Below are 18533 nucleotides of genomic sequence, written 5' to 3'. Positions count from 1 at the left end.
CAGTTGATGGCGCGGTGGCAGTGGAGCATCCACGGTCCCAACACTTTCACCGGTGGGCCGAAGCTTTCAGGAAGTTTCCAGCGCGGTGGATCGCCTCACGAGCCTCGGGCAGGATTCGGAACATGGCTTGGAACACGTGGATCTGTCCCCGGTACACCTGTATCTCAACGCTTGATCCGGCCGATCGGAGGCGGTCGGCAAGATGCCTCGAGTCATCGATCAACATTTCTCTTCCGCCTACCTGAATCAGGATCGGTGGCATGGACCTGAGGTCTGCGTCGAGCACGCTGATTCGCTCATTGCGGTGATCTGCACCAGCCACGTACAGGTCAAGAGCGCGGGCCGCGGACCGAGCAGAGGCGAAAGGATCACGGCGGCGAAGTTCGCGTGCCCTCGCGAGTTCACATGTCAGATCCAGGACCGGAGACATGAGAAGCATCGAATCCGGCAGCGGAAGTCCGTCACTACGTGCGCCAAGGGCGGTGGCCATCGTGAGCTGGCCGCCCGCCGAGTCCCCGGCCACCGCAACACCGCGTTCGCCGGAAGCCGAAGGCTGCCCTGTGACGAGCCAGCGGTATGCGTTCAGTGCATCGTCGGCGGCAGCGGGAAAGGGATAGCGTGGAGCTAGCCGATACCTCACCGCAAAGATGGGCCGACCGCTCGCGGAGGCAAGTTCACCGAGCAGGCCGCGGTGGGTAGCCGGTGAGCACATGGAGTAGGCGCCGCCATGAATGTAGAGCAACGGAACCGCGTGTGGATCGACTGCAGGAGAAGTGATCCAATCCCCGCGTATCTGATTCCCGGCGAACTCGGTATCTATTGTGCGAACCGCCACGCTTCGGCGGGGCCGCGATCCCACAAGCGCCATCCGGAGTACGCGATCCATCACCGCGAGGCCGTGGGCGTTCGACGGGATGAGTTGCGACAGCGGACGCAGTGTGTTTCGCGAAGTCATTGCCACGAAATGACTTGCAAGACTGGGGCGCCGGTCCGTCGCATCAGTGTCGGTCACCGTGCGCCCACGGATTCTGCGCGACGTTCAAATCGGTAATCGGAGAGCCGGAAGGTGCGGCTACGCCAGTAAGTCTCCAGGGTCGTTGACGGACGCAACGGAACATCGCCGTGTTTGTCGAAATAGTAACTGTTGGCATTGGAACAGCTCGGCTGCCAGAAAACCTGTCGATGTCGGCGGTTAACCATGTCAGCGAAGTAGCGGTCGTTCGCCTGCTGTCTGACCTCTACGTAATCAGCCTTCAGCGTGCGCGCACGACGAAGACAGCGGACGATATGCCGACTTTGCGCCTCGATGAGTGTGAAGTAGGAGGAGCCGTTGTAACCATAGGGACCGAAGATATTGAAGTGATTCGGGAACCCTGGGACGCTCACACCCTCGAAGGCTTGGAGGCGGTGCTCATCCCACCAGGCAGACTGCTCCACTCCACCGCGTCCCTTCAGCACATAAGTCGGCATATTGCCCGACTCCATCACTTTGAACCCGGTGGCCAAGACCATGACATCGATCGGATAACTCTTGCCATCTTCCGTGTGAACCGAGGCATGGTCGACATGGGTGATGCCGCTGGTCTCGAGCGAAACATTGCGACGGTTGTACGTTGCGAGATAGGAATTGTGGAAACTCGGTCGCTTACAACCCAACGAATAGCGAGGAATGAGTTGGTCTCGAGTCACCGGATCGTCGACCGCCCGACGCATATAGCGTTTCGCCGCCTCTTCCATGAGGTCCGACACAGGGATCAACGAGTGAAAATGAGCTGCGATTGGAAATGTGAACTCGACGAACGCCTGACTCGCAGTGCGCGTCATCAGTTGTGCCCCTGGCACCAACCGCATCACTGTCGCGGCCCAGCTCGGTATGGAGAAATCCGGCTTCGGCAAGCAGTAAATCGGCGTTCGCTGGAAGACCGTCAGACTTGATGCGATCTTCGCGATTTCGGGAATCAGCTGCACCGCAGATGCCCCAGTCCCGATCACCGCCACCCGCTTACCGGTGAGATCTTTCGTGTGGTCCCATCTGGCCGTATGCAGCGTCACGCCGGCGAAGTCGCGCACTCCTGGAATATCAGGCCACTTCGGCCGACTGAGAACGCCAGAGCAATTTATCACAAAACGCGCGGTCAGATTCTGACCAGAGGAGCAGCTCAGCCGCCATAGTGCGGCGCCTTCGTCGAAACAGGCTTCGTCCACAGTCGTGTTGAACCGGATGTAATTTTGGAGTCCGTATTTTTCTACACACCGCTCTGCATAAGCCTTCAACTCATCCCCGTGAGCGTAAGTACGTGACCAGGATGTTCGCATCTCATAAGAGAACTGGTAACTATAGGACGGAATATCGACCGCTATTCCCGGATACGTATTCCAGTGCCATGTGCCGCCGACGCCATCGGCGTCATCGACTATAAGAAAGTCCGCAAATCCGGCCTTCAACAGGCTGATGGCTGTACCAATCCCAGAAAACCCGGCTCCGACTATTACAATTTTGTAGTGCTGCCCAGACTCAGAACCCATTACTTCCTCACGTGCGCTTTGATGTTTACCCTATCCGCTGCTGCAGTTCAGCGTGTTTGTGTCAACTTCAGGTCAGCATCGTCACGCCGAGTGATGTCGTAATCCCGCATATCCAGACGGGACAGTTCCCTGGTGAACTGAGTCGCAAAGCCCGGATACATCGTGCCGTTATAGCCGTCCTCCGTTAAATACCAGCTGCTGCAACCCGAGTTCCATGTCGTGCGTCGTAACCGCCGCTGAATATTGGAGTGGTACGCGTTTTGGCTACCCTCTTTCACATCCAGGGTATGGACTCCGTTACCTTCGTCGCGCAAGAGCTCGATCGCTTTTACGATGTAATCGATTGCTGCCTCCATATATAGAAGGGCAGAGTTGTGGCCAGGACCGGAATTAGGCCCGAAAGTGAAGAACAAATTCGGATAGCCGGCCACACTCACGCTCTTGTAGGCAAATCTCCCCTCAGACCACGCGTCTTCGAGTTTTCGTCCGTCGCGCCCTCGGATCGGAAATGGCGTACCGCGTTTACACACATCGAAGCCTGTCGCGAATACTATGCAGTCCACCTCATGCTCGATGCCGTCGGCGGTTCGAATTCCGTTCGGAGCCAGTGTGGCGATCGGCCAGCTGACGAGTTTGCAGTTATCGGCCTGGAGAGCAGGGTAATAGTCGTTAGTCATAAGCATGCGTTTGCACCCAGGTCTGAACTGCGGTGTTAGCTGACGTCTCAACCAGGTATCCTTCACCTGCCGACGCAGATTCGCCTTCGCGGCCGCTTGGATGACAGATGTGGCAGCGGTATCCCAAACCATGCCCACGGCCATGACCTCATGCGCCCAGAACCACGCACCTCGTAGGGCCTGTTCGGTTGCCGGCATGCGCTTGAAAGTCGAACGCGCCCAGGCCGGATGCCGGAAATTCACCCTCGGTAGGACCCAGCCGGGCGTCCTCTGAAACACCTTGACCGACGCCGCCAACTGGACCAATTCGGGAACGATCTGCACAGCGCTCGCCCCGGTCCCGATAACCGCCACCCTCTTACCGCTCATGTCATAGGAGTGGTCCCACCGAGCACTGTGAATCTTTTTCCCCTCGTACGACTCGATGCCACGAATATCCGGGAAACTGGCGTCAGCAAGTGGTCCGCTAGCCATCACGACTGAACGGCCCCTATACCGCCTGCCGCCGGTCGTGTCGACAACCCACTCTCCGGCATCCTCGTCGAATTCCAGTGCACTCACGTCCGCACCGAAATGAATGAACCTCCCAAGATCGTATTTCGCGACAATCGCGTCGATATAGGCGAGGATCTCTGCGCTCCCCGAGTATGCGCGAGTCCAGCCTGGGTTCGGCTCGAACGAGTAGGAGTACAGCAATGACGGAATGTCGCAGGCGGCGCCGGGGTAAGTGTTGTCACGCCAGGTGCCCCCGATGCGATGTGATCGCTCCAAGATGACAAAGTCGTTAATGCCCGCTTGAAGCATTCTCATCGCCGTACCGATACCCGCGAAGCCGGCGCCGACGATCAAAGTCGTTACCGTGTCCGTCATTTAGCGACCGGTTCATAGGTCAGTTCATCCGTCCATGAAGGCGGTCGCCCGAGTACTTGCACGGGGAAGATGTCGATCGCATTGCCTAAGCGCTGGGAAACGAAGTGAAGGGGTTGGGACCGCTTGATCGAGGAGGACATGTGGGCCTTCAAGATGTGATATCCAGGCACCCTCCGCGTGTGCTCACTGCGGTCCCCGACATTGCCATATCGCGTCACCGCGTTGTACAGCTTCTCTTCGGATAGCCCCATCGCGTTGAGATTCATCAACATGCGCGTGAGAAGCGGTATATACAGCAACGCGCCAGTGAGAATACGGGGGTCCATCACAGCGCCGACCGTTTGGATTGCATGGATTCGCATGGGACTGGCGCCGAGGTCATTCAGGACTTGAAAACCTACTGCAAGGTGCCGCGATTCGTCGCTGTTGACCTTATTGAATACTTCCCCGCAAATTGGGTCGTCGACCTCATCAAGGAGAAATTTCAGCAGGGCCCCGTCCAGCGCGGTCTCCAGTGCGGGAATCGCGGCGCCGATGACAGTCAGGGGAAGAGCCTCAGCGTACCGATCTAGCCACTCGATCACGAGACGGATGTTCTTATTCGGTACAGGCTTTTCGCCTTCCTCGATCATGCCCCAGCGACGCATCAGAGCAAGTTCGGCGTTGGCGTGACGCTGCTCCTCGGCGTGAAAGTAACGGTAAATGTCTCCGAGCGCTTCGAAGGGCGCCTTCGGGGCCATCGCAGCAAAGGCGCGCGCTCCGACATGCTCAATCCACACCACGTCGGACATGAATTGCTTGAGTTTGGGACGCTGTTCGTCGGTGATCAACTCCGCACCAGGGGCGTCCCAATCGATATCGGCGAGAGCCCATTGCTTGTTCTTGATCGTCTCGAGCATGTCGCTATATGCGAACGCCATTTCACTGCTCCCTCTGGTCGGCTGGATCGTTCCACGAGGCCATGCGCTCCACCAGCCCCAACGCGCGCGTAAACGGACCGGGTAAAGCTCTTTTCAGTTGCCACAAAATTTTCGCGTCCAGTTGGGGCACGACATAGATTTGTCCGCGATCGTGCGCGTTCAGAGTCGTTCGAGCCACTTGATCCGGCGAAATGCCGGTCCACCTCATCAGGTTGGTCGCGAGTCTCGCCGCCGACTCCTCAATCTGAGGATTATTGGCGATGTTCGTCTTGACGAAGGTGGGGCAAAGCACTGTGACGTTGACGTTGGTACCGCTGAGTTCGGCCGCCAATGTCTCGGACAGAGCGAGCACGCCGGCCTTACTCACGTTGTATGCGCCCATTCGGGGCGCCGAGCCGAAACTTGCGGCGGACGCCACATTGATCACTCCGCCCCGGCCGTTGCTCCGGAGGCGAGGAACAAAAGTCTCGCAACCGTAGATAACACCCCAAAGGTTGACAGAAATCGCAGCGTTCCAGTCCTCGACCGACGTATCGCCGATGCGATTGCCGCCGGCACCGATTCCGGCGTTGTTGATCACCAGACTCGCCGCCTTGCCGAACCAGTCTTCACTGGCATCAGCGAGGTTACGGACCTGCTCAAGTTCGGTGACGTCGCATACGACGTCGAAACCCTCGCCGCCGGCCTGCCTCACCATCTCGGCCGACTCCTTCGCAGTGATGGGGTCTTTGTCCGCACACACAACACGTCCACCTCTGCGAGCAAGCTCAACGGCGAACGCGCGGCCGATACCGCTCCCTGCGCCTGTGACTACTGCGTGGGCGCGGTGGGTTCTACCTGGTGAATTACCGAACGGCAAGAACCTCATCTGCTTGCCCTTTGGATCGCGACACTGATTTCCGGTGCGGGAGGATATTCATTTGGGGGCATCAGCCACCATTGGGGTCGCATGCCACCAGTTTGGGCGTGAGCCCGACGTTTTGTCAAGATGGTGAGGTGAGGTCGAGAAGCAAGGTCTGGGGTGGTCGGACCGGTGCTGAGCGTCGAGCAGAGCGACGGCAGCAATTGATCGAGGCTGCGACCGAGATTTGGAGTGAGAGCGGTTGGGCCGCAGTGACTATGCGCGGCGTTTGCGCCCGGACAGGGCTCAACGATCGATACTTCTACGAGGACTTCAAGACGCGCGAGGATCTTCTCGTCGCAGCGTGGGATGGCGTTCGCAATGACATGCTCGGCGAGGTTTCCGCGCTCTTCGACGAGCGTGTGGATCGGCCGCCGATCGAAACCATCACCGCGGCGATCGCCATCGTGGTTGACCGGATCGCACGCGATCCTGGCCGGGCGCACATCCTCCTCGCTCAGCATGTAGGTAGCTCACCGCTGCAAGATCGCCGCGCTGTGGCGCTGCAGGAGGCAACGCAGTTGGTCGTCGAGGCAAGCCGGCCACATCTCAGAGAAGACGCCGACGAGACGGCCCTTCGTATGGACACTTTGGTTGCGGTGGGGGGGTTCGTCGAAGTCATCACGGCCTGGCACTCCGGTTTGCTTGCGGTGACCGAAAAGGAAGTGGTCGCGCACACTAGCCGACTGGCTGAAACCTTGGCTCAACGCTACGTCGTCAGCGGCTGAGGCTTAACCTTTCCGTGAGTTTCGAGGCCGACTGCATTTGTCTGTATGACTGTCGCCTTGACCCGCCACCGGGCATCCAATCCGTGACGACAGGCGCGCTGTCGTTTGTTTGGAGGAACGACGCAGAAACAGTGTCTTTCTGCGTCGCCCTCCTCACGCACTTTTGCTACCCAGGCTGAGCGATGACCTTCTGTGAGCCGTCTTGGTCGAACAGTTCCTTGCTCCATCGCTCCAGGACCGCGGCACTGTCCCAATCATCAGGGTGGAAGCCGGGGCGGTTGTACGAACGGAATCGCTGCAGCGCATCGGCGGTGAACATCGGGGTGCGACTGAAGCGATGTAGGCTACGCACCAACGTGACCGGGTTATACGAGGCCTTGTCAGAGGCCATCGAAAGCGCAGTCTGCAGAATGAGTTCGCCGAACAGAATTGCAGAGGCGATCCGCATGCCCCGTACGCGGGTGCGCTCGGTGCCTCCAATCAGCCGATAGGCGTCGAAGGCGACGGCTTTGTGCTCCGACTCCTCGAACGCATGCCACAGCAGAATCGGTCGAACCTCTGTCTGTCCGATGAGCTTCTGGGCGTCATCGCTGGTGAGAATGATTTCAGCGAGCGTCGCGGTGTAGTGCTCCAATGCAGAGGTCATCGACAGCCGCATTTCTGGCGAAAAGCGCCGCTCCAATAGCTTGATCAGGCGTGCGACGTGGCGGTCGATCCGCGCGGTCGGATAACCCATGGCCTGGAGCCGTTCGTTGAGGAGCCGATGCTGGTGTCGGTGTGTGGCCTCTTGTCCGATGAAACCCTTGACCGCTGTCAGCAATTGGGGATCGTCGATGGAACTCTGGAAATACTTGACCGAGCGGATGAAGAAGTCTTCCCCTTCCGGGAAGGTCGCAGAAAGCACCGAGATGAAATGGCTCATCACCAGGTCGCCATCCACGAAGTGTTGCCGCTTCGTGGAGGTGGGCATGGGGAAACGAACGCGCCGGGGTTTTGGCAATACACGGCTCTTGGTCGAGGCTCGATCTTCCGGCATCTTGACGGGGTCCTTCCTCCGTAGTCTGATCTGACTTTAGGCCTTGTCACATGAGACTGCCAGAATGTAGGGCATGAGTCCAGCACGTGTTTATGGCGGGCTGTCCGCAACTCAACGCGATGCGCAGCGCCGCGCACTGCTGATTGACGCCGCGGTCGCGCTCATGGGCAAGCAGGGAGCCGCCGCGTGCACCGTGACCGCTGTGTGTACGGAGTCAGGAGTGACGAGCCGGTACTTCTACCAGCAGTTTCGCGACAGAGACGCGCTCCTGCGTGCGATGTTCACCAAGATCTCCACCACCTTCCAAGCCGTGATCACCAAGGCGATACCGGATGACACCGTTGCTCCTCAAGAACTCGCTTACGCTCCGATAAAGGCCCTGGTTCAGATGATCGAGAACGATCCCAGCATGGCCCGCATATTGTTTGTCGAATCGGGCGCTGAACCCCTGCTTCGGCAGCTGCGAAGCGAACTGATGTCCGAATTTGCGGAGCTCGTCCTCAGAGAGGCCCGCCTGCATCTCGATATACCCAGCGAGGTGATTCAGGTCGCAGATCTCGCCGCTACCTACGGTGTCGGGGGCCTGTTCGAGATTCTCCGTCGCTGGATAGACGGACAACTAAACCTATCGACCGAAGTGCTTATCGAGCATTGTGCGGGTTTTCTCGGCAGTCTTGGCCTGTATACCCTCGGCCAGAAACCTGACCCGGCCGCTTCGCACATCCAGGTCGATATCAACTCCCCTGCGGGCCACAGCTGATGAGACCGGCGGTCTTTTCGCCGACACGCTGCGGCGTCACGCTACCGAAGGCTGGTACACCACGATGTGGTCGAGTACGCGTTTGCTTAGCAAACCCGCCTGTCGGCCCCGGTTTAATCCGAGCAGCCTGCGCCGGTTGAAAAATGAGCAGATTTACGGGTTGCGTCATCCCTCCCAGGGTGGTCGCGCAGTGCAGCGTATTGACGACGCCTTCTGTATGGAGCTAGTGAAGTGATCCAGCGTGACGACGACGAATAACCCGGACGCGGACGCGACCAGCTGGCCGGTGGCTTCCTCGCGCAATTCTGCCCGCACTTCGAGTTTCCGGCCGGTTCTGGACACGAGCTCCGCGCTGACCTCGTAGGGAACCCCCAGCAATACCGGCGCGAAGAACTCGGTGTCGAGCTTACGGGTGACGGCCATCTCACCGACGACGTAGAGCAGCATGCCCACCGTGTCGTCAAGAACCGTCATGACTGCGCCGCCATGTGCGATCCCGGGTGCGCCGCGATGTCGGCCGTCGAAGATATGCCTGGCGCCCACCCCGTCGCCACGCCGACGCGCTCGCAGGCGATGACCGTGCGGATTGTCTGTGCCGCAACCAAGGCACCACGGATGGTGCGCATCGAGGTAGTCGCCGTCGGCGGCGATAACACGATTCTGAAAGTTATGCCACCACGCGATGGCCGAATCTTCTGCTTGCTCGTCGATGACGAAATCCTCCTAAATAGGACCACGCAGTGCATGGACCACCATGCGACTGAAGAACTGCGCCGACGTCGGCTGGGCTGATCGCCGGAAGACAGTATGTAAAGGACTCGTTAGCCCGCCGAGATCATCGCTGCGGTACACCTTCCAGTTCGGTCACTATCAGCCATTTGGTCCTGCCCCGCAATACGCCCTCGACGCTGTCGCCGCATAGCTCGCCCGATAATGCTCGGGGTCGTCGTCGGTGCTATAGGGGTCATACCAAATCCTGTCCCCCACAGCGGTGACGGTCAACCTCGCCTTCTGCACAAGGGTCACGAACGTCACCGACCGCGTTCTGGGCGAAGCGCTGAACATCGTCATGCTGCCAATCGAGAAACCAGTAGTCTCCAGGAAACTCGATTGGTTTGAAGTGCCACTCACAGATAGCCTTTCAGATGAGCTTCGATGCCGGTATCGACAGTGCCAACGGATCGACTGGCCGTTTCGAGGGCTTCGACGAGGCGCGTTTCGGCGTCCGGGATCGTCGCGGCGACTTTGGCCGCAGCTAGACTACGACTCCGTAGCGATGTGCCGGCATCCGTGGCTGCGGCCGCAAGCGTAGACCACGCTTTGGAAGCATGTCGGGCCGCGGCAGCCGCTTCGGCAGTGGCGGCGTCATCTAGGAGATCGGCGATGTTCTGGCAACCGTGTGCCTGCAGCGTACGAAAGAGCCCGCCGCCGGTACCGGCTTTCTCGATGAACGCCCCGAGCCCGAACAATGCCGCGGTCAGGGCATCGTCATCGAACAGCGTTGGCCAATGCCCTACGTCATCGGCGAAGTCCTGCACACCCTTCAAACCGGAAGATTCGACTTCAGCTGCCTCGATGCGCAGTAGCGGCGCACCTACGGCACCGCCGCGCATGAACGCTGCGCTCGCGGCGAGTGAAGCGGCCGCGATCGGCCCAAGGTCTGGCACTCGCTCTGGCCAGTCGACGTGATATGTGGTGTGCCGGGTAGGTGTGGGAAACCCGACCGAGGACCGCGCCCGGCGTAGGTCGTCGTAGGCCACCGTCTGGGTTGTCTCGCGGTCATTATCGACCACATAGGCGACCCGTTGTTCGTCATCGTATCCGGTGATGACAATGTCGTGACGGCTCATGTGCAATCGGACGCGCAGGTAAGGAAGTTCGCCGATGTCAGCCCAGACCATGACGGGTCGACCTTTGTCGATTTCGTCGGTCACAAATGCCCATCCCACGTCCGGGTCATCGGTCGATCGCACGACGAACTTTGCGCCAACCCGGGAGAGGTAATCTTGTTCCAGGTCGCTTCCTCGTCCTACCAGGTACACCTGGGGGAACAACTGCGTAGAGCGGACGTACGAGAAGTCCAAGGCTCCGCCGAGGGTGAAGACCAATCCTTCACTGAGTGCTTCTGTCCCCCATCCGAGTTGGGCCCATTCAGTAAGGTCACGAAGCGCACCGGAACCACAGTGCCCTCCCCTCCTATGGGGATAGGGAATTTGAATCCTCGTCATCGCCGCTTCCTCTCTTGTCAGTAGCACTGTTGAGACTCGTCAAAAGCTACGTTTCATCACGGCTTCCCGGCTGACAGTAGGTGCCAACACCAACACGCGTGACCGCAGCCAACCTCAGCCGCGCATCTCGACCGCCTATGGCGATGGGGCACATTGACTTTCGATCGCTAGTCCTGCATCAACACGTCAACGGTAAGAGCCACAGACGCGCAGCACTCAACCGTTGTACTCAGCTCGCTTGCTCCCGTGGTCGCGCTCCCGCGCTTCGGCTGCTTTATCAGAATCGGATGAGTCCTCGGATGTTGCGGCCCGATCGCATATCCGCGTAGCCTTCGTTGATCTGATCGAGGGTGTACTCACGGGTGATCAGCTCATCCAGCTTGAGGTGTCCGGCGTTGTAGAGCTCGACGAGCCGCGGGATGTCGTGGGCGGCGTTCGACGAACCGTACAGAGCGCCGCGGATCTGCTTTTCATACAGCGTCAATTCCAGCAGTGAACCCGACATCGAGGTGTCTTCGGGGTGCCCGATCGCGGTAACGACCACACGGCCGCGTTTACCGACCAAGGACAGCGCCTCGCCGATGTAGGACCCTTCGGCGACATCGGTGGTCAAGACGCAGACATCGGCGAGTTTGCCGCGGGTGATGTCACTGATCAGTGACCAGGCCTCGTCGATCGTGGCAACGGCATGCGTCGCACCGAAACCGCCGGCTTGTTCACGCTTGAACGCCACCGGATCGACAGCCACGATGTTCAACGCGCCCGCGATGCGGGCACCCTGAATCGCATTCATGCCGATGCCACCGGCTCCGATCACTACCACGGTATCCCCGGCACGCACCTCACCGGTGCGCACCGCCGACCCGTACCCGGTCGTCACACCACACCCGATCAACGCCGCCTTGTCCAGCGGTGTCCCCTGGTCGATTTTGACCAGAGACGCCTTGGGGACCACGGTGTATTCCGAGAACGTGCCCAGCAGGCACATCTGGCCGACGTCCTCACCCCGGGCATGGAAACGGTAAGTGCCGTCGATCTGGGGTCCCATCATGAGCGCGGCACCCAAGTCGCACATGTTCCCCATCCCCCGCGCGCAATAGGAACAGTGCCCACACGACGGCAGGAACGTCAGGATCACCGAATCGCCCTCGGCGACGTTCTCGACACCCGCACCCACTTCGACCACGGTGCCGGCACCCTCGTGGCCACCGACGACGGGCAGCGGAATGGGCAGGTCGCCGGTCACGAGGTGTTCGTCGGAATGGCACAACCCGGTCGCGGTCAGCTGGACGAGCACTTCATCGGGGCCGGGAGGATCCAACTCGATGTCCTCGACTTCCCACTTTTCTCCTAGGCCCCACAGCACTGCAGCACGTGTCTTCATATGTGTCTCCTTAACGTCAGTGTTTCGGTCGCAGTGGATTGATGATTCACGCCAGCGTCTCGATGATGAGGTCACCGTCGCCGAACTGGCGGCGCAGCTTCTTCTTGTCGAACTTGCCAGTGGAAGTCAGCGGAATGTCGGTGACGAACGCCCACCGTTCCGGTAGCCACCACTTGGCCACCCGCGCACGCAGAAATTCGGTCAGCTCCGCCGCGGTGGCGGTGCGGTCGGCAGCCAGGACGACCACCGCCAGCGGCCGTTCCTGCCACTTGTCGTCGGGCACTCCAATCACCGTGGCGGTGCGCACCGCAGGGTGAGCGGCCAACTCGTTCTCCAATTCCACCGAGGAGATCCATTCGCCCCCGGACTTGATGACATCCTTGGAGCGGTCGGTCAGCGCGATGAACGCGTCCGCGCTGATCGTCCCGACGTCCCCGGTACGCAACCACCCGTCCGGCGACGCCGCCGGACTGTCATTCTCGTAATACGACTGAGTGATCCACGGGCCGCGGACTTGAATCTCCCCCACCGATTTTCCGTCCCACGGTTGTTCTGCACCGCTGTCATCGACGATGCGGGCCTGCACACCGGCCACCACCCGGCCCTGGGTTGCGCGCAGGTGAAGCGACCTCTCCGGGGTATCAGAACTCCGCGGCAGAGCGACCGAGGCCAGCGGGGAAGTCTCAGTCATCCCCCAAGCCTGCACAATGCGGATGCCCAGCTCGTCATAGGCGGTCATCAACGACCGCGGAACCGCCGAACCACCGCAGGCCACCATCTTCAGCGAACTCACGTCATGGCCGGGATTGTCGCGCAGGTAGTGCAGAACATCGGTCCAGATCGTCGGCACCGCCCCCGCCATCGTCGGTCGCACCGCCTCGATCATCTCCACTAGAGGCCCCGCCTGCAGGAAACGGTCAGGCAGCAGAAGCTGCGCGCCGGCCATCATCGCCGCATACGGCAACCCCCACGCGTTGGCGTGGAACATCGGAACGATCGCCAACACCGTGTCGTCATGACCGATGCCCAAGGCATTCGAAGTGCACGCCGCCTGCGAGTGCAACCACGTCGAACGATGGCTGTAGACAACACCTTTCGGATGCCCGGTGGTACCGCTCGTATAGCACATCGCTGCGGCCGACTGCTCGTCGACGTCGGGCCAGTCGAACGTACTCGACTGGGCGGCCACCACATCGTCGTACCGTAGGACGTCCTTTCCGCACCCCTCGACCGCGGCAAGATCGCCGGTTCCGGTCACTAGCACCGTGCGCACCGAGGTCATCGACGGCAACGCCGCCGCCAAAAGGGCCAGCACCGTACTGTCGACGATGATCACCCGATCCTCGGCATGATTGGCGATCCACGTCAGCTGTTCCGGCGGCAGCCGCAGGTTCAACGTATGCAGCACCGCGCCCATCGACGGCACCGCCGCGTAACAGTCCAGATGCTCCTGGTTGCTCCACTGTAACGTCGCGACACGCTCATCTCCACGGATGCCGATCTGGCGCAGAGCATTTGCCAACCGTGCCGCACGCTCACCCACCTCGCGATAGGACACCCCAGAGATCTGCCGGGGTCCGCGCGCAGTCAGCACCTCGCGATCGCCATGAACTGCCGAAGCATGGGCCACGATCGCGGGCACAGTCAACGCAACGTCCTGCATCGTGCTCCTCATCGCACACCCGCCCTACAGCCCGCGGTGAGGCGAGGGTCACGCATCGATGAGGTCCTGCCGATTCTGGCTCTCCAGCATCAACCGGTACTCGGGGAACAGGTTCTTGGCCTGCGGGATCAACTTGATCAACTTCGGCACCGGACCTTTCGCACGTACCGTTCCCTTGGCCATCGCCATCGTCAAGTTCACCTTCCCCAACCAGAACTTGTTCCCCGTGTCTGCCGACATGAACAACTCCACGTTGGGCACCGCGGTACTGGCCGCTCCGGTCTCCACCACCTTGTTCGGCATGTCCACCGTCACAACCGCATCCGGATCTGTGTAATGCACCCGCAACACCACACCCGAATTCGCGAGCTTGTCCGCCAGACCTTCCTTCTCCAAACCCCGCCGAAAGATCCCGCCCAGGAAGGCATAGACCTCGTCCTCGTCCCTAAATACCGCCACCGTCAACCTCAACTAACCTCATTGTCAGAACAGAACAGAACAGAACAGGCACCGACTTCTGACGCTGCTCCTCCGGAAAGAATCGTCATGCTCGTTGGGAAACCCCACTAGGTCCTGATGCGCTGCGCCAAGGCGACCGCCGGGCAGCCGCTAGCGTTCCTTTGCCAGCGGGGCTGGATGGCAATTGTCACTGAAGTACCTCTCCAAGACACGCGTCGCATCCGCCGTCGTCGTTCCCACCGCCTACGCACCGCCGGCACCTCAGTCCGAGCCGGCGAGCACCAGTTCGGCCCGTTCGACGGCGACTTGCTGCGTGATGACCCGCTTGCTGAACATGAAGTCGCGGGGACGGTTGATGCAGTCGGCGGCAATGAGCTCGCCGGCACGGAGGTAGAAGCAGGTGAAGTCGCGGTCCCGGGTCGGGTCGCCGCTGAGGACGACCTCGTCGTACCCGGTGTTGAGACCGGCGATCTGGAGCTTGAGGTCGTATTGATCTGACCAGAACCATGGAAGGGCCGCAATCTTCTTGGACTTCCCACAGACGGTCGCGGCGGCGACCTTGGCCTGCTCGGCCGCGCTCGGCACGGACTCCAGGCGGATGCGACGGCCGTAACGGGCCATGTCGTGGCTGGCGCAGTCCCCGGCGGCCACGATGTCGGGGTCGCTAGTCCGGGCCCGATCGTCGATCACGACGCCGTTGTCGACGACCAGGCCCGCGGTGGCGGCGAGCTCGGTGTTCGGCTCCACGCCGATGCCGACAATGACGAGGTCGGCGGGAATTGATTCGCCACTGGCCAGGATTACTTCGCGGACCCTGCCGTCGCCGGACAGAGCCTCGACCAGCGTGCCCGTCCGGATGTTGACGCCCTCCTCCCGGTGGATCCGGTCGAAGAACTCCGATACCTCCGGGGCGGTGACCCGTTCAAGGACGCGCCCGGTCGCCTCGAGCAGGGTGACCTCCAGACCCAGTGCACGCAACGAGGCGGCTGTCTCCAGTCCGATGTAGCCGCCGCCCACGATCACCGCCCGACGCCCGGGGCCGGCGGCCTCTCGGATCATCTCGCCGTCCGCGGCGGTGCGTAGGTAGAAGACTCCGGCCAGGTCCGCTCCCGGGGTGGGGAGCCGACGAGGCCGGGCGCCAGTGCACAGCGCGAGCTTGTCGTAGGGCAGTGCGTCGCCGGTACTCAGCACGACATGACCAGCCGAGCGGTCGATCGCCGCCACCGTCGCATCCAGGAGTCGGATCCGCTGCTTGGCGTAGAAATCCGAGTTGCGGATCGCGAGTTCGGCCAGTTCGCATTTGTCGGCCAGGTACGACTTGGACAGCGGGGGCCGCTGGTAGGGCAACGCCGACTCATCGCCGACGAGGACGATCTCGCCGTCCCACCCTTCTCGGCGAAGACTGGCGGCGAGCTGGGTGCCCGCGTGGCTGGCCCCCGCGATGACCGCTCGCTGCACGGTCATGCGCCACCTTTCGGGATGAGGCGGACCATCAGCTTACTGATCCCCCTCACGAAGTTGGACTGCACGTACTCGGGCTCACCGACGACCTCGATGTTCTCGAACCGCGGAAGCAGCTCCTCCCACAGGATCCGCAACTGCATCTCGGCCAGCCGGTTACCCATACAGCGGTGCACGCCGAAACCGAAGGAGATGTGGTTACGGGCGTTGGCCCGGTCGATAATCAGGTCATCGGGCCGATCGAACACGCGCTCGTCGCGGTTGCCCGAGGCGTACCACATCAGGACCTTATCGCCCTTGCGGATGAACTGCCCGTTGAGCACAGTGTCGGCCTTGGCGATCCGGCGCATATGCGCGAGCGGGGTTTGCCACCGGATGATCTCCGAGACCATGTTGGGGATCAGCTCGGGGTTCGCCTTCAGCTTCTCAAACTGGTCAGGGAACTCGTTCAGCGCCAGAACACCACCGCTCATGGAATTGCGGGTCGTATCGTTGCCACCCACGATCAGCAATACCAAGTTGCCCAAGAACTCCATCGGGCGATCGATCAGGTCCTTGGTGCTCTCGTCGCTCTGCAACATGGTGATCAGATCGAAGCCGGGCAGCTCTCCGGCAGCTTTCCGGGCTGCCTTGTCCCGCCAGTGAGCGCTGAGACCTCTAGCCATATCGACCATGCCGCGAAATATCTCGTCGTTGTCCGAGGGCCCACCGTTGGCTTGCTCCATGGAGGTGGCGAGATCGGACCATTGGACGAGCTTGCGCCGCTGCTCGTACGGGAAGTCCAGCAGCGTGGCCAGCATGCGCGCGGTTAGCTCGATCGAGACGTGCTGCACCCAGTTGAACGGTTCGCCAAGCGGCAGAGCGTCGAGCACGTCTACCACCCGCTCGCGGATGAGGCCCTCCATCTCACGCAGGTTCTTCGGTGCGACCACACCCTGGACAGCCTGCCGTTGCCGGTCGTGTTTCGGGGGGTCCATCGCGATGAACATCGCAATGTCGAGGAAGCGCGGCGGGCTCCCGATGACGATGAACGGCTCGGAGGAGAAGACCTCGTGGTTCTTGTCGACGGCCACGATGTCGGCATGCCGCGTCACCGACCAGAACGGGCCGAACGCGCTGTGGGCCTGATAGTGCACGGGAGCCTCGTTGCGTAGGCGCTCGTAATAGGACTTCCAGCGACCCTGACGATAGAGGAAAGGATTGCTAAGGTCGATGTCGGTCAGTTCAACCTCGTCAGCCGGCGGGATCGGTCGCTCGATGAAGATTTTTTCACCGTTGGTGCCGGTGACCCAGCGCCGCGTTCTGTCGTAGAGGTGGGCGCCCTGGATTATTCGGTCCATCGGAATTGTTGCCTGAGCCTTGGCAGTGACTGCCTCGCGAATATTGCTCACGTCTCACCTCTCTTTCGTCATCACAGTTGGAACTCGGGCAGATGGACGATCAAACCGTCCCACGCCTCAGAGACCTGCATCTGGCAGGACAGCCGGGAGGTCGGCTGACGCTCGGGGTTCATCGCGAGCATCTCCTCTTCATTGGCCCCGGAGAGGCCGACCCGATCGGACCATTGCGGATCGACGATCACATGGCAGGTGCCGCACGCGGCTTCGCCTCCGCAGTCGCCGTCGATGCCGGGCACCGCATTGTTGGTCGCGACCCGCATCAGTGACTGACCTTCCTCGAGAGGCGCCTCATACTTCTCGCCGCCGTGGGAGACAAATGTGACAACTGCCATAGCCAGGCTCCTTGCGTGTCCTCAGTTACTTGACACAAGTCTTGCGCCAGATGAGCGCTGCGGCTATGTTCGCCGGAGTCAGAAACTTGTGATTTCGGCTCAAAGGGGCCATGGTCAGTGAACCCCAATGACGCGGGTGTGCCCCCACTCGCATTCGTGCAAATGCTCGAGAGCCCGGCGTTTGACCCAGACGCCGTCGCGCGGCTTCGCAACATCATGGCTCGCGAAGGAACCGACGAGGCGACGCTGATTCAGCGTGATGTCCAGGCCCCGTTACGGTGGTTTCGTGAGGCGTACCCCGGTCTAGACATCGATCAGGCAACGCTGCTCGGATTTGCGTTAGCCGAACAGGCACAGTTGACGTCCTTCGGCCCGCTGAGTGTTCCGCTGGTCAGCGCGGGCTCAGTGGCCGAGATCGTAGAGCTGCTGACTTATCTGCCGTTGATCACGACGGCTGTCAAAGCACAGTTTCATCCAGATGACCAAGGCCTCACCGTCGGGCTCTGGGGACACACCAGCGATCGGGCCCTGGACTGCCTCGCCGTCACGTACGCCGGGTTGGCGTTGTTGCGACTGCTGGACATGCTCGTCCGTGCGGCGCCGACCCTCACACTCCACTTGAGTTGGCCAGCGCCCGCCGCCTTGAAAGATCGCGAGGACGACCTTACCGCCGGGCGCCTGTTCTTCGACGCTCCGATGTCCTTCCTCCATGTTCCCGCGGACACGCTCAACGAGGTGTGCCGGTTCTCCGATCCCGTCGCATACCGACTCGCCATCGTCGATCTGCAGCGAACTCTCGACCAGCGGAGCGAAACCACGTCGTTCTCGGAGAAGGTGAGACGGCTGCTGCAGAAGGAGCCCGGACGCCGAAGTAAACATTGGTTCGCACATGAGCTGTCAATGTCCACCAGCACACTCAAGCGGCGCCTCTCCGAAGAGGAGACCACCTTTCGCGAGTTGCGCCAAGCATTCCTGCGCGAGCGCGCGATGCTGCAGCTACTCGACCGATCCCTATCGGTGAGTGAGATAGCCACGGATCTCGGATACAGCGACCTCGCCAACTTCTCACACGCCTTCAAGCGATGGACCGGCCGCTCTCCGAGCGAGTTCCGGCTCTCACCACATTGAGCTGTCCCGGCGGGTCCGGAGATCCGACCTTTGCGGCGTCTTTCTGCAGCGTCGCCTCTC

At 60.9% G+C, this 18533-nt stretch carries 18 protein-coding genes; 4 read left to right on the top strand and 14 right to left on the bottom strand.

All coding sequences use genetic code 11. The features are described 5' to 3' along the window. Window positions 1-46: 46 nt before the first annotated feature. From MJO54_RS10015 to MJO54_RS09995, 5 genes are read right to left on the bottom strand one after another with little or no spacing between them, the layout of a single operon-like run. Window positions 47-1012 (bottom strand): alpha/beta hydrolase, encoded by a 966-nt coding sequence (locus MJO54_RS10015; protein ID WP_046285469.1) that lies wholly within the window; start codon window positions 1010-1012, stop codon window positions 47-49. Continuing rightward, on the bottom strand, window positions 1009-2526 hold the full coding sequence (locus MJO54_RS10010; protein ID WP_046285468.1) for a flavin-containing monooxygenase: 1518 nt from the start codon (window positions 2524-2526) through the stop codon (window positions 1009-1011). The genes MJO54_RS10015 and MJO54_RS10010 overlap by 4 nt, the downstream gene beginning before the upstream one ends. A 47-nt stretch (window positions 2527-2573) precedes the next feature. Then, window positions 2574-4073 carry a flavin-containing monooxygenase gene (locus MJO54_RS10005; RefSeq protein WP_046285467.1) on the bottom strand — a complete coding sequence of 500 codons (1500 nt, stop codon included), beginning with the start codon at window positions 4071-4073 and terminating at the stop codon, window positions 2574-2576. Continuing rightward, window positions 4070-4993, bottom strand: coding sequence for a hypothetical protein (locus tag MJO54_RS10000; protein WP_046285466.1), 924 nt, complete (start codon window positions 4991-4993; stop codon window positions 4070-4072). Before MJO54_RS10000 ends, MJO54_RS10005 begins: the two co-directional genes overlap by 4 nt. Window position 4994: 1 nt before the next feature. Then, window positions 4995-5861, bottom strand: coding sequence for an SDR family NAD(P)-dependent oxidoreductase (locus MJO54_RS09995; RefSeq protein ID WP_046285465.1), 867 nt, complete (start codon window positions 5859-5861; stop codon window positions 4995-4997). Between the two features lie 128 nt (window positions 5862-5989). On the opposite strand from MJO54_RS09995, the gene MJO54_RS09990 reads away from it, so the two are divergent. Continuing rightward, the gene (locus MJO54_RS09990; protein WP_095562669.1) at window positions 5990-6622 is read left to right on the top strand and encodes a TetR/AcrR family transcriptional regulator; all 633 of its coding nucleotides are present in this window, start codon (window positions 5990-5992) and stop codon (window positions 6620-6622) included. Window positions 6623-6788: 166 nt separating this feature from the next. Here the strand turns inward: MJO54_RS09990 and MJO54_RS09985 are convergent, their stop codons facing one another. Beyond that, a complete protein-coding gene (locus tag MJO54_RS09985) occupies window positions 6789-7658 on the bottom strand; it encodes a metal-dependent hydrolase (RefSeq protein WP_046285464.1) in 870 nt (289 codons plus the stop codon). A 73-nt stretch (window positions 7659-7731) separates the two neighbouring features. Here MJO54_RS09985 and MJO54_RS09980 point away from each other — a divergent pair, with 73 nt between their 5' ends. Continuing rightward, on the top strand, window positions 7732-8418 hold the full coding sequence (locus MJO54_RS09980; RefSeq protein ID WP_046285463.1) for a TetR/AcrR family transcriptional regulator: 687 nt from the start codon (window positions 7732-7734) through the stop codon (window positions 8416-8418). A gap of 165 nt (window positions 8419-8583) precedes the next feature. Here MJO54_RS09980 and MJO54_RS09975 read toward each other — a convergent pair whose 3' ends face one another. Continuing rightward, the gene (locus MJO54_RS09975; protein ID WP_073916453.1) at window positions 8584-8961 is read right to left on the bottom strand and encodes a PaaI family thioesterase; all 378 of its coding nucleotides are present in this window, start codon (window positions 8959-8961) and stop codon (window positions 8584-8586) included. Between MJO54_RS09975 and MJO54_RS23760 the strand changes: the two genes are divergently transcribed. After that, a complete protein-coding gene (locus MJO54_RS23760) occupies window positions 8929-9210 on the top strand; it encodes a hypothetical protein (protein ID WP_163648679.1) in 282 nt (93 codons plus the stop codon). The genes MJO54_RS09975 and MJO54_RS23760 overlap by 33 nt on opposite strands. A gap of 335 nt (window positions 9211-9545) precedes the next feature. Here the strand turns inward: MJO54_RS23760 and MJO54_RS09970 are convergent, their stop codons facing one another. The 7 genes from MJO54_RS09970 to MJO54_RS09940 form a co-directional block, all read right to left on the bottom strand. Then, complete coding sequence (locus MJO54_RS09970) at window positions 9546-10646, bottom strand: BtrH N-terminal domain-containing protein (RefSeq protein WP_046285460.1); 1101 nt, start codon at window positions 10644-10646, stop codon at window positions 9546-9548. Window positions 10647-10923: 277 nt separating this feature from the next. Next, window positions 10924-12030 (bottom strand): NDMA-dependent alcohol dehydrogenase, encoded by a 1107-nt coding sequence (locus MJO54_RS09965; protein ID WP_046188899.1) that lies wholly within the window; start codon window positions 12028-12030, stop codon window positions 10924-10926. A gap of 46 nt (window positions 12031-12076) precedes the next feature. Then, the gene (locus MJO54_RS09960; protein WP_081288818.1) at window positions 12077-13693 is read right to left on the bottom strand and encodes a fatty acid--CoA ligase; all 1617 of its coding nucleotides are present in this window, start codon (window positions 13691-13693) and stop codon (window positions 12077-12079) included. A 48-nt stretch (window positions 13694-13741) separates the two neighbouring features. After that, window positions 13742-14152 carry an SCP2 sterol-binding domain-containing protein gene (locus MJO54_RS09955; protein ID WP_016889191.1) on the bottom strand — a complete coding sequence of 137 codons (411 nt, stop codon included), beginning with the start codon at window positions 14150-14152 and terminating at the stop codon, window positions 13742-13744. A 261-nt stretch (window positions 14153-14413) separates the two neighbouring features. After that, window positions 14414-15616 carry an NAD(P)/FAD-dependent oxidoreductase gene (locus tag MJO54_RS09950; RefSeq protein ID WP_046285459.1) on the bottom strand — a complete coding sequence of 401 codons (1203 nt, stop codon included), beginning with the start codon at window positions 15614-15616 and terminating at the stop codon, window positions 14414-14416. Next, the gene (locus MJO54_RS09945; protein ID WP_046285458.1) at window positions 15613-16953 is read right to left on the bottom strand and encodes a cytochrome P450; all 1341 of its coding nucleotides are present in this window, start codon (window positions 16951-16953) and stop codon (window positions 15613-15615) included. The genes MJO54_RS09950 and MJO54_RS09945 overlap by 4 nt, the downstream gene beginning before the upstream one ends. A 71-nt stretch (window positions 16954-17024) precedes the next feature. Further along, window positions 17025-17345, bottom strand: coding sequence for a 2Fe-2S iron-sulfur cluster-binding protein (locus tag MJO54_RS09940; RefSeq protein ID WP_012394830.1), 321 nt, complete (start codon window positions 17343-17345; stop codon window positions 17025-17027). 162 nt (window positions 17346-17507) lie between these two features. On the opposite strand from MJO54_RS09940, the gene MJO54_RS09935 reads away from it, so the two are divergent. After that, window positions 17508-18473: a helix-turn-helix transcriptional regulator gene (locus MJO54_RS09935; protein WP_059087303.1), complete on the top strand. Its 966-nt coding sequence runs from the start codon at window positions 17508-17510 to the stop codon at window positions 18471-18473. Window positions 18474-18533: the final 60 nt, after the last annotated feature.

The organism is Mycolicibacter virginiensis, assembly GCF_022374935.2.
GTDB lineage: Bacteria > Actinomycetota > Actinomycetes > Mycobacteriales > Mycobacteriaceae > Mycobacterium > Mycobacterium virginiense.
Note: the sequence above shows the minus strand (reverse complement) of the source record. Positions and strands in the feature narration are given on the sequence as shown.